This is a genomic window from Micromonospora foliorum (genome assembly GCF_022229015.1).
GTDB classification, from domain to species: domain Bacteria; phylum Actinomycetota; class Actinomycetes; order Mycobacteriales; family Micromonosporaceae; genus Micromonospora; species Micromonospora foliorum.
The window spans coordinates 1-10,357 of the sequence record NZ_JAKKFF010000324.1 but is presented as its reverse complement, the minus strand read 5'-3'; the positions used below and the strand labels follow the sequence as shown (position 1 = coordinate 10,357).

At 72.5% G+C, this 10,357-nt stretch carries 14 protein-coding genes; 13 read left to right on the top strand and 1 reads right to left on the bottom strand.

Features of this window, described 5'->3' with window-relative positions; all coding sequences use genetic code 11:
- From PSH25_RS22555 to PSH25_RS22545, 3 genes are all read left to right on the top strand, one after another.
- The coding region (locus PSH25_RS22555) for an FtsB family cell division protein (RefSeq protein ID WP_238660961.1) at positions 1-511 on the top strand (511 nt) is incomplete at its 5' end.
- A 28-nt stretch (positions 512-539) separates the two neighbouring features.
- Positions 540-1,097 carry a DUF501 domain-containing protein gene (locus PSH25_RS22550; RefSeq protein ID WP_238660960.1) on the top strand — a complete coding sequence of 186 codons (558 nt, stop codon included), beginning with the start codon at positions 540-542 and terminating at the stop codon, positions 1,095-1,097.
- Positions 1,094-1,630: an amino-acid N-acetyltransferase gene (locus PSH25_RS22545; protein ID WP_238660959.1), complete on the top strand. Its 537-nt coding sequence runs from the start codon at positions 1,094-1,096 to the stop codon at positions 1,628-1,630. Before PSH25_RS22550 ends, PSH25_RS22545 begins: the two co-directional genes overlap by 4 nt.
- A gap of 24 nt (positions 1,631-1,654) precedes the next feature.
- Here PSH25_RS22545 and PSH25_RS22540 read toward each other — a convergent pair whose 3' ends face one another.
- Complete coding sequence (locus tag PSH25_RS22540; RefSeq protein WP_238660958.1) at positions 1,655-2,452, bottom strand: CE1 family esterase; 798 nt, start codon at positions 2,450-2,452, stop codon at positions 1,655-1,657.
- Positions 2,453-2,642: 190 nt separating this feature from the next.
- Between PSH25_RS22540 and PSH25_RS22535 the strand changes: the two genes are divergently transcribed.
- From PSH25_RS22535 to PSH25_RS22490, 10 genes are all read left to right on the top strand, one after another.
- Positions 2,643-3,683 (top strand): ArsR/SmtB family transcription factor, encoded by a 1,041-nt coding sequence (locus PSH25_RS22535; RefSeq protein ID WP_238660957.1) that lies wholly within the window; start codon positions 2,643-2,645, stop codon positions 3,681-3,683.
- 22 nt (positions 3,684-3,705) lie between these two features.
- Positions 3,706-4,635: a Ppx/GppA phosphatase family protein gene (locus PSH25_RS22530; RefSeq protein WP_238660963.1), complete on the top strand. Its 930-nt coding sequence runs from the start codon at positions 3,706-3,708 to the stop codon at positions 4,633-4,635.
- A 177-nt stretch (positions 4,636-4,812) separates the two neighbouring features.
- Positions 4,813-5,145, top strand: a complete 333-nt coding sequence (locus PSH25_RS22525; RefSeq protein WP_238660956.1) for a PadR family transcriptional regulator — start codon at positions 4,813-4,815, stop codon at positions 5,143-5,145.
- On the top strand, positions 5,142-6,167 hold the full coding sequence (locus PSH25_RS22520) for an HAAS signaling domain-containing protein (protein WP_238660955.1): 1,026 nt from the start codon (positions 5,142-5,144) through the stop codon (positions 6,165-6,167). Before PSH25_RS22525 ends, PSH25_RS22520 begins: the two co-directional genes overlap by 4 nt.
- A gap of 130 nt (positions 6,168-6,297) precedes the next feature.
- Positions 6,298-6,849 (top strand): LppU/SCO3897 family protein, encoded by a 552-nt coding sequence (locus PSH25_RS22515; protein WP_238660954.1) that lies wholly within the window; start codon positions 6,298-6,300, stop codon positions 6,847-6,849.
- 199 nt (positions 6,850-7,048) lie between these two features.
- Entirely contained in the window at positions 7,049-7,735 is a 687-nt protein-coding gene (locus tag PSH25_RS22510) for a dienelactone hydrolase family protein (protein WP_091394251.1), read from the top strand.
- A gap of 19 nt (positions 7,736-7,754) precedes the next feature.
- On the top strand, positions 7,755-8,468 hold the full coding sequence (locus tag PSH25_RS22505) for a uracil-DNA glycosylase (protein ID WP_308193718.1): 714 nt from the start codon (positions 7,755-7,757) through the stop codon (positions 8,466-8,468).
- Positions 8,469-8,490: 22 nt separating this feature from the next.
- Positions 8,491-9,276, top strand: coding sequence for a DUF4129 domain-containing protein (locus PSH25_RS22500; RefSeq protein ID WP_238660953.1), 786 nt, complete (start codon positions 8,491-8,493; stop codon positions 9,274-9,276).
- 118 nt (positions 9,277-9,394) lie between these two features.
- Positions 9,395-9,979, top strand: coding sequence for a hypothetical protein (locus tag PSH25_RS22495; RefSeq protein ID WP_238660952.1), 585 nt, complete (start codon positions 9,395-9,397; stop codon positions 9,977-9,979).
- A partial coding sequence (locus PSH25_RS22490) for an AAA family ATPase (protein ID WP_238660951.1) occupies positions 9,976-10,357 on the top strand: 382 nt, incomplete at its 3' end. The genes PSH25_RS22495 and PSH25_RS22490, both read left to right, overlap by 4 nt.

The following is a 10,357-nucleotide window of genomic DNA, read 5'->3' as shown; positions in this document are numbered from 1 at the left end:
CGCCGGCCGCGCTCCGGGTGCTGCCCGGGGCGCCGAGGGCGTGCGCTCCGCGAGTCGTCCGGCCGCCGCTCGGCGTACCGCCGCCGGTGGTGCCGTGAAGCGGCTCGCCGCACCCCACCCCCGTCGCTTCACCGGTCGGGCCACCGTGTTGTTCGCGGTCCTGATCGCGCTCGCGCTGGCCTACACCTACCCGGTCCGGGTCTACCTGGACCAGCAGGCCGACATCGAGCGGATGGAGGCCGCCCAGGCGGTGCAGGAGCAGGAGATCGCGAAGCTCGCCGCCGAGGCCGCCAACTGGAAAGACCCTGAGTACATCAAGACGCAGGCCCGGGAACGGTTCTTCATGGGCCGGCCGGGCGAGAAGATGATGGTGGTGCTGCACGACCGGGAGGGCGCCGCCCGGGACGCCGGGAAGTCGGCCGGTTCGGCCGCCCCGGCGGGGCCATCCACCTGGTACGACACGCTCTGGTCGAGCGTGCGGGCGGCGGACAGCCAGCAGCCGGGCAAGTGACCCACCGATCAGCGCACCAGGAGATACCGTGACTGTCGTACCACCGTCGGAGCCGGCGGCGGATTCCGTACCCCTGCCGCAGCGCGAGCCGGCCACCGAGGCCGACCTGGCCGCGGTGGCCGCGCAGCTCGGCCGCACGCCCCGGGGCACCCGGGCGGTGGCCCACCGTTGCCCGTGCGGCCTTCCGGACGTGGTGGAGACGACCCCCCGCCTCGCCGATGGCACACCGTTCCCGACCCTCTACTACCTGACCTGCCCCCGGGCCACGGCGGCGTGCAGCCGACTGGAGTCGGCGGGGCTGATGAAGGAGATGGCGGACCGGCTGACGACGGACCCGGAGTTGGCCGCCCACTACCGCGCGGCGCACGAGGACTACCTCACCCGTCGGGAGGCGATCGGCGAGGTGCCGGAGATCGCCGGCATCTCGGCCGGCGGGATGCCGGGCCGGGTCAAGTGCCTGCACGTGCACCTGGGCCACGCGCTGGGCGCCGGCCCCGGGGTGAACCCGTTCGGCGACGAGACGTTGGAGCTGGTCGAGCCCTGGTGGTCGGCGGGGCCGTGCGTGGACGTGCCGGCGGGCGAATGAGCGGGCAGGCCGGGTCCGAGGCACCCGAGAGTCAGATCCTCGTCCGGCGGGCCCGCACCGGGGATGTGCGGGGCATCCGACGACTCGTCGACACCTACACCGACGACCGGCGGCTGCTCAACAAGGCCACCGTCACCCTCTTCGAGGACGTGCAGGAGTTCCGGGTCGCGGTCCGGGCCGAGGACGACATGGTGGTGGGCTGCGGAGCACTGCACGTCATGTGGGAGGACCTGGCCGAGATCCGCACGGTGGCCGTGGACCCGTCCTGCCGGGGCCGGCGCATCGGTCACCGGCTGGTCGGTGAGCTGATCGACGCGGCCCGGGAGTTGGGCGTGGCGCGGATCTTCGCACTCACCTTCGAGACCCGGTTCTTCGGCTCGTTCGGCTTCCGCGAGATCGACGGCGCTCCGGTGCCGCAGCCGGTCTACGAGCAGCTGCTGCGCTCGTACGACGAGGGTGTCGCGCAGTTCCTGGACCTGGAGCGGGTCAAGCCGAACACGCTGGGCAACACCCGGATGCTGCTGCGCCTGTGATCAGGCCTTGCGGGGGTGCGCGGCTCAGCCCTTGCGGGGGTGCGCGGCGAAGAACTCCCACATCAGGTCGGTGGCGGACAGCCCCGCGGCGGACGCGGCGAGTTGGCCGGCTGTCGCTCCCGGCCAACTGTGGCCCATGTCGGCGATCGTGTAGGCGCTGACCTCGCTGCCGTCCGCGCAGCCCGCCACCGTGTGCGTCACCCCCGGCACCCCGGACGCCCTGGGGCTCGGCCGGCAGGTGAGCCGCTGCTGCCAGGTCCGGATGCCGGTCTGGAAGGTCGAGGCGTAGCGGTCCTGGCCGCCGATGAAGGTGATCACGGAGACCGGGCTCTTCGGCACGTAACTGTCGGCCGTGGTCAGCTTTCCGCCGTAACCACCGCTGACCACCCCGATCGCGGCGAACCGGCCCGTGCTCTCCACCGCCGCCCGGAAGCTCATGTCGCCGCCGTTCGAGATGCCGGTGAGGAACACCCGCTTCGGGTCCGCGTGCCAGGTCCGCACCAAATGGTCGGTGAGGGCGTTGAGGAAGCCGACGTCGTCCGCGCTGCCGCAGCAGACCAGCGCGTTGAAACCGCCGCCCTGCCCGTCGGGGTAGGCGACCAGGGCGTTGTCCCTGTCGGCCCTGGCGTCCAGGCCCGCCAACTCCCGCATCGAGGATCCGGTGCCGGGATAGAAGTGCAGCGCGATGACCAGCGCGGAGGGCTTGGCCGGGTCGTACCCCGGTGGTGCGTGCAGCAGGTAGGTGCGGTCGAGCCCGTCGTGTTGCAGGGTGAGCTGGTGGTCGCCGGCCGCTGGCCGTTCGCTCGACGCGGACGGCGTCACTGGCGGGGCCGACGAGGGCTGCCCCCGCTCACCACAAGCCGCGGCCACGACGATGAGGCAGAGCCCCGTTAACACTGCCACCGTTCGCCGCACGCCGGTCACCCCCCGTCGACCCCGCCATCCACATTGGAGATCAACCGACCTCGGATCAACCCTTTCGGTCCTGGGCGAAGGCAGGCAGGCTGTTGTCATGCTTCGCCTCCAGCTCGGGTCGGCCGACCTGTGCCGGGTGCGGTTCGCCGATCGGCTCCATCCGGTCGGGATCTCGCTGCTGGCCGGTCAGTGGCTGCGCGATCCCACGGTCGCGGCGATGGCGCCGACGCTGGCCGAGCGGGCGGCGGCGGCCGAGGGCACGGCTGCCGCCCAGGCAGCCACCGCGGTCCTGCGGCACCTGCTGCCCGACCGGGGGCGTCTGCCGGACTTCGTCACTCCCTTCGACGGCCTGGAGTCGGTGGAGGCCGGTCTGGAGGCGATTCGGGCCACCCCGGCACGGCGAATCCGCGCCGAGGTCACCCTGGCGTACGCGGACACGCCGGCCAGCCCGCTGCGGCGGCGGTTCGCGGCGGCCGACCCGGAGGTGCTGGACCTGTTCGGTGGGGCCGTGCGGACCTGGTTCGCCGCGGTCCTCGAACCGCACTGGGCCGAGCTGGCGTCCGCGTACCGTCAGCAGGTGACGTCTGCCAGCCAGCGGCTGGCGCAGCATGGCCTGGCCACCCTCTTCGCCGGTCTGCACCCGGGGATCCGGTGGCGGGAGCCGGTGCTGGAGGTGCGGACGTGGTGGGACGCTGATCTCCCCGGGACCGGCCACGGGCTCATCCTGTTGCCCTCCCCGTTGGCCGGGCCGCGCCCCCGGGTGCTGGTCGAGCAGGGTCACCCGATCCTGCTCGTCTACCCGGTGGTCATGCCCACGCGCGGGGCCTCCGCCGCCGACGACTCCCTCGGTCGGCTGCTCGGCGTCACCCGGGCGCTGGTGCTGCGCCGACTGGCGGCCGACGGAGGTTTGACCACCACCGTGTTGTCCCGGGCGGTCGGGATCAGTCTCTCCTCGGCCTCGGAGCACGCCCGCGCGCTGCGGACCGCCGGTCTGGTGGCCAGCGAGCGGGAGGGCGGGGCCGTCCGACATCACCTGACCGCGCTCGGGGCGGGGTTGTTGCGGGGCCCGTCGGACGACCCGGGCGAGTCGGGGCCCACGGCCGGCCAAGCCGCCGGGTGGCCGCCCGTCCTGCCGTAAGGTTGCTGCCGTGACGACGCGTGTGGCGGCTATCGACTGCGGGACCAACTCGATCCGACTGCTGGTGGCCGACCTGCCCGACGCCTCGGCCGGGCCGCAGGCCCCGCTTGTCGACCTGACCCGGCGAATGGAGATCGTCCGGCTGGGGCAGGGCGTGGACCGCACCGGCCGGCTGGCGCCGGAGGCGATCGAGCGGACCCGGGTGGCGTTGGCGTCGTACGCCGCCGACATCGAGAAGCTGGGTGCCCAGCGGGTGCGGATGTGCGCCACCTCGGCCTCCCGCGACGCCGAAAACGCTGCCGACTTCACCGAGATGGTGCGGGCCACCCTCGGTGTCGCGCCCGAGGTGGTCAGCGGCGACGAGGAGGCCCGGCTGTCGTTCACCGGCGCCGTGCGCGGGCTGCCCGCCGACGCGAAGGAGCCGTTCCTGGTCGTCGACATCGGTGGTGGCTCCACCGAGTTCGTGGTCGGTGACCGGGCCGCCGGGGTGCGCTCGGCGATCTCGGTGGACATCGGCTGCGTCCGGATGACCGAGCGGCACCTGCCCGGCGACCCACCGAACCCCGAGCAGGTCGCGGCGGCGCAGGCCGACATCGCGGCGGTGGTGGACCGGGCGCTCGCCGTGGTGCCCGGTCGCGAGGCGGCCACCCTGGTCGGCCTCGCCGGGTCGGTCACCACCGTGGTCGCCCTCGCTCAGGGCCTGCGGGAGTACGACCCGGAGCGCATCCACCACGCCCGGGTGTCGTACGAGGAGGTCGCCCGGGTGACCGCCGAGCTGCTGGGTCAGACCCGTGCGCAGCGGTTGGCGAACCCGGTGATGCACCCGGGCCGGGCCGACGTGATCGGCGCGGGCGCGCTGGTGCTTCGCGTGATCATGGAGCGGGCCGGAATGCCGTCGGTGATCGCCTCGGAGCACGACATCCTCGACGGCATCGCCTGGAGCGTCCAGTAAGCCACAGTGCGCTCGGAGCTTGATCAACTCGCCTTCATTGAAGTCGCGGTGTCCGGGCAGCGTGGATGCCCCGACTTCCTGAAAACCGAGTCGATCAGCGTCCCCGGTGCCTGACTTGCCGGGCGTGTCGAGCGGATGCGTTGACGCTACTTCGCATTACGCACTAGTGTGCAATGCGTGGACACCACACAGTTGCTGAAGGGCGTGCTCGATCTGGCCGTCCTGGCCGTGCTCCGAGAGGAGGACGGTTACGGTTACGACATCCTGCGCCGGCTTCGCGAGGCCGGTCTGGAGGAGGTCGGCGACGCCTCGGTCTACGGGACGCTGCGCCGCCTCTTCGCCGCCGGCCTGCTCACCACCTACGTCGTGCCGAGCGAATCCGGGCCGCACCGCAAGTACTACTCGCTCAACGCCGCCGGGCGTGACCAGCTCACCCGCTCCGGCAAGCTCTGGCGCTCGTTTGCCACCACAATGGACAGTCTGCTCGACGATCGGGGGGTGGCGGCATGACCGTCGCGGAGCAGGAGATCATCGACTATGTGGCGCGGGTCCGGGCCGCTCTGGCCGACCTGCCGTCGGGGCAGCGCGACGAGCTGACCGAGGATCTCGCCGACCACCTCACCGAGGTCGCCGCCGAGTCCGAGGGCACCCTGGTCGAGCGGTTGGGTGAGCCCGAGACGTATGCCGCCGAACTGCGCGCCGCCGCCGGGGCCGCGCCGGGCAGCGGGCGCAACCTGGACCAGCGGGTGGCGAGCGCGATGGCCCGGGTCCGCGGCCGGCTGCGCGCCATGGACACCCGTCTCGGCCCACCCCTGGGGTACGCGACGGCCAGCGACTTCCTCCAGTTGCTGCGCCCCGGCTGGTGGGTGCTCCGGGGCTATCTGGCGGCGATGCTGGTCACGGTGATCAGCACCGGCGGCAGCTTCGGGTTGCTGCCGCGGTTCGGCGGTGAGTTGCTCGCCGGCATGATCATGCTGGTCGGCTTCGTGCTCGCCTCCATCTGGATCGGCCGCCGCTCCGGGCGGTTGACCCGTTGGCCGCGCTCGGCGGTGCAGGTCGGCAGCGTGGTGCTGGTGGTCTTCGCGTTCGCCGCGTTGATGCAGGCCGAGGACCGGATGCGCTACGGCGACTACGGCTACGACCAGACCTCGGTCGACAGCCAGTACGACCGTGTCCGGGACGTCTTCGTCTACGACAGCGAGGGCCGCCTGGTGGAGAACGCCCGGCTCTTCGACCAGAACGGCAACCCGATCCGGCTCGGCTACCCGGACTGCGCGGAAGACGCCTATGGCAAGCCGACGCTGCGGGCGTACCCGTACTGCCCGGATCAGGCGCCCTTCGTGCCCCGCGCCCCGGGCGCGCCCCTCCCACCCGGGTCACCGACAAGCACCCCGGACCCGACCAGCACGCCGGACCCGAGCGGTACGCCGGATCCGACCGGTACACCCGGGCCGACCGGAACGCCGCTGCCGGCCGGTACGGCCACCGGCCAGCCGCCGAGCGAGACACCAACCCCCACCCCGACCCGCTGAGCCGCGGTGTGAACTGGATCATGTAGGTGAAGCTGGGAAATAGCTGAACGGACGAGGCGAGCGGGACGGCACCGGAAATCAATGATCGTTACGGTGTCGTCTGCTCATCAACCCCTCGGAAGGAACCCCCGTGTCAGAGCAGGTCGCACCGCCCCCCGCGCCCGACGCCGCAACCCCTGAGCCGGCCGTCGAGACGCCGCAAGCGGCCGCGCCGCAACCTGCCGCTCAGCAGCAGTCGGCCGCGCCGCAGCCGGCTGCCGAGACGCCGCAGGCCGCCGAGCCGAAGGCGGAGAAGTCCGGTGCGAAGAAGGCCCTCGGCATCGTCGGTGCGGTCCTCGCGGTCGTCGTCATCGCCGGCCTGAAGTTCGGCGTCGCCTCGGCGATCGGCAACTACTTCAACAAGGACGAGACCGCGGACGCCAAGGCCGGCGACTGCATCGCCGAGCTGCCCGAGGTCACCGGCACCGAGCAGGAGGAGGTCGACGGCGCCAAGGTCGTCGAGTGCACCTCCACCGACGCGGCGTACAACGTGGTCGGTCGGGTGAACGGCCAGAGCGAGGCTCAGGCGAAGGCCGACACCACCTGCACCCAGTACTTCAAGGAGGGCGAGGAGGGGTACATCTTCTCCAGCATCGAGCCGGGCAAGACCGGCTACGTGCTCTGCCTGACCAAGAAGGTCTGACCACAGCGGTAGATCGGTGTCGACGGCGGCGGGAGTGGACCCCGCCGCCGTCGGCGTACCCGCAGTCACCGGGCGGCGAACAGGAGGTGAATGCCACTGTTCCGGCGTCTTCCCGACGGCCCCGCGGCGTGGCAGGCTACCGGCACGTAGGACCACTGGGCGACCAGCCAACGATGACTGACCGCTAGGAGGACGGCCCATGGGCGAAATGGTGAGCTACCGCAGCAACGGGGGAACGAGCGAGGGGTATCTCGCGATACCCGCCAGCGGCACGGCCAGCCCCGCCGTCATCGTCATCCAGGAATGGTGGGGCCTGGTCCCGCACATCCGGTCGGTGGCGGACCGGTTCGCCGAGGCCGGTTTCGTGGCCCTCGCCCCGGACTTCTACCACGGTGAGACGACCAGCGAGCCGGACGAGGCACAGCGGCTCCTGCTGGCGATGCGGATGGACGAGGCCGCGAAGGACATCGCCGGGGCGGCCGACTATCTCGCCGGGCGGCCCGAGGTCACCGGTAAGGTCGGTGCCGTGGGCTTCTGCGCCGGTGGCAGCCTGGCCCTCTGGTCGGCCACCATCTCCGAGCGGATCGTCGCCACCGCCGGGTTCTATCCGGTGCTGCCGTGGGAGTCGATGCGCCCCGACTGGGCCGACTACGCCGGCAAGGCAGCGGTCATCCACTGCTCCGAAGAGGACGGCACCTCCACCGACGAGGGCGTACAGACCGCTCGTCGAGCCATCGAGGAGGCCGGCGGCGACTGCCACCTCTACGACTACCCGGGCACCTCGCACGCCTTCTTCAACGACGACCGGCCGGAGGCGTTCGACCAGCGCGCCGCCGCCAGCGCGTGGGCCCGCACCCTGGAACTCTTCCGGGCCAAGCTTGGCTGAGACCCGTACCCCCGAACAGGTGGTCGCCCGCGCAGCGCGGGCGACCGACCTGGCCGACCTCGACGCGGCGGTGAGCGACTGTTTCGCCTGCCCACGGCTGGTCGAGTGGCGGGAGGAGGTGGCCCGCACCCGCCGGGCCGCCTTCCGGGACCAGGAGTACTGGGGTCGGCCGGTGCCGGGCTTCGGCACCGGTGACGCGCGGATCGCCATCCTCGGGCTGGCACCCGCCGCACACGGTGGCAACCGCACCGGCCGGATCTTCACCGGTGACCGGTCGGGTGACGTGCTGTTCGCCGCGCTGCACCGGGCCGGGCTGGCCAACCAGCCGACAAGCGTCGCCGCCGACGACGGGCTCACCCTGCGCGACCTGCGGATCTTCTCGGCCGTCCGGTGTGCGCCTCCGGACAACAAACCGACCCCGGCGGAACGGGACACCTGCGCGCCCTGGCTGCACCGCGAGGTCGCGCTGATCCGGCCCACGCTGCGGGTCGTGGTCGCGCTGGGCGCGTTCGCCTGGGCCGCGTGGTGGCCGGTGCTCCGTGCGGTGTACGGGCAGCGCCCGCCCAGCCCGCGACCGGCGTTCGGTCATGGGGCACACTGGTCCGGCACGAACGCTCCGGACTTGCTGGGCTGCTACCACGTCAGTCAGCAGAACACCTTCACCGGGCGGTTGACACCAGGGATGTTGGACGACGTCTTCGGCCAGGCCAAACAGCTGGCCGGAGTGGACTGAGACGACGCGTGGGGTGGTGGCGATGACAGACGGAACACGCCCGCCCACGCCGGCACCGTCCGCCGAGCCGGGTGTGCTGCCCCCGGTGCTCGGCCTGCTCCGCCGGTGGTGGCCGGTCGCCGCGGTCGCCGCCCTGCTCGCCGGTGCCGCGCTGGCGTCCGCCCACTCGTCGATCGGGGCCAGTCGGATCCCGCCGGCGGCCGACAACGTTCCGTGGGTCCCCGAATACCCGACCGTCGAGCCGTCACCGTCCATCCCGATCGAGCCACGCGACGCCGGCGAGGCCACCCAGGCGCACATCCCGCAGTGGGTCGGCACGGTGGCGGTGGTCCTGCTCGGGCTGGCCATCCTCGCCGCGCTCGGCTACCTCTGCTGGGTGCTGATCCGGGGCGCGCTGCGCCGCACCACCCGGGCACTACCGGCGCAGCGGGCCCGCCGCACCGCCGAGGGCACCGCCCGCGAGGTGGTCGCCGCCCTCGACGCCGGCCTGGTGGAACTCGACGACCAGGACACCGACCCCCGGGTGGCGGTGATCGCCTGCTGGGTGCGCCTGGAGGAGACCGCCGCCGCGGCCGGTGTGCCGAGGCTCGCCGGGGACACCCCCACCGACCTGGTCAGCCGGTTATTGCAGGGTGATCCGGCGGCGGGTGTGCCAGCCATCGCCAGCACCGACGTGCTGGCGGAGTTCGCGCACGTCTACCGGGAGGCCCGGTACGCCACCCACCCGGTCGACGAACGCACCCGGGACCAGGCCCGTGCCGCGCTCGGCCGGCTGCGCGGAGAACTCACGGCGGTCGTGGCCCTGTGAGCGCGAGGAGTGAGCCGGGTTTGCGAGCCCCGCAGTCGCGAACCGAAGGCGGCCCTGTGAGCGCGAGGAGTGAGCCGGGTTTGCGAGCCCCGCAGTCGCGAACCAGAGGTGGCAGCGCATGAGCAGCACCAGCATCGACGACCTGCTCGCGTTCGAGGAGGAGGCGGCGCCGGTCGGTCCGCAGTCACGCGACTCCCGGTGGCGTCCGGTGCTGCGCTCGCTCGCGTGGGCCGCCGCGCTGGTCGCCGTCCTGCTCGTCGGCCTCCGCGCGGTGGGCCTCCAGGTCTCGCTGCCCGTACTGATCGCCGGGGTGCTCGCCGTGCTGGCGGTCCGCCGGGTCACCGCCCTGCTCGCGCCGCCGCCCCCGCCGCCCGGCGGTAGTCGGGTCGGCGGGGGCGAGGAGGACGGCAGCTACAACTGGGGTGCCCGGGACGCGCTGCGTAGCGCGATCAACCGGTGGGAATGGCCCCTGGACTGGTCCGCCACCCGACCCGAACGGTTCAGCGGCACGGTCCTGCCCCGGATCGGTGAGCTGGCCGACGAGCGGATGCGTCTGAAACACGGCGTCACCCGTGAGTCGGATCCTGCCCGCGCTCGCGCCCTGCTGGGTGAGCGCCTGTGGACGTTCCTGGAGACCCCGCCTCGCCGCACCCCGTCGCCGCGCGACCTCGCGGTGATCGTCGCCGAACTGGAGAGCATATGAACGACGTGGACCGGAGCATTGCCCCCGCCGAGGTCGGGCACCTGGCTCGGGCGGTCCTGGACGCGGTCGGCACCGTCGTGGTCGGCAAACGGGACGCGTTGGAGTTGGTCCTCGCCGGCATCCTCGCGGGCGGGCACGTGCTTCTGGAGGACCTGCCGGGGCTCGGTAAGACGCTCACCGCCCGCTCGTTCGCCCAGGCCCTCGGGTTGGACTTCCGCCGGTTGCAGTTCACCCCCGACCTGCTCCCCGCCGACGTCACCGGCTCCTTCCTCTACGACCAGCGCAACGGCGACTTCACCTTCCGGGCCGGCCCGGTCTTCACCAACCTGCTCCTCGCCGACGAGATCAACCGGACGCCGCCGAAGACCCAGTCGGCGC

What these genes read in the sequence shown, in the direction of transcription:
- PSH25_RS22545 (WP_238660959.1), top strand. Translation starts at nt 1,094, where the DNA reads ATGAGCGGGCAGGCCGGGTCCGAGGCACCCGAGAGTCAGATCCTCGTC.
- PSH25_RS22535 (WP_238660957.1), top strand. Translation starts at nt 2,643, where the DNA reads ATGCTTCGCCTCCAGCTCGGGTCGGCCGACCTGTGCCGGGTGCGGTTC.
- PSH25_RS22520 (WP_238660955.1), top strand. Translation starts at nt 5,142, where the DNA reads ATGACCGTCGCGGAGCAGGAGATCATCGACTATGTGGCGCGGGTCCGG.
- PSH25_RS22510 (WP_091394251.1), top strand. Translation starts at nt 7,049, where the DNA reads ATGGGCGAAATGGTGAGCTACCGCAGCAACGGGGGAACGAGCGAGGGG.
- PSH25_RS22500 (WP_238660953.1), top strand. Translation starts at nt 8,491, where the DNA reads ATGACAGACGGAACACGCCCGCCCACGCCGGCACCGTCCGCCGAGCCG.
- PSH25_RS22495 (WP_238660952.1), top strand. Translation starts at nt 9,395, where the DNA reads ATGAGCAGCACCAGCATCGACGACCTGCTCGCGTTCGAGGAGGAGGCG.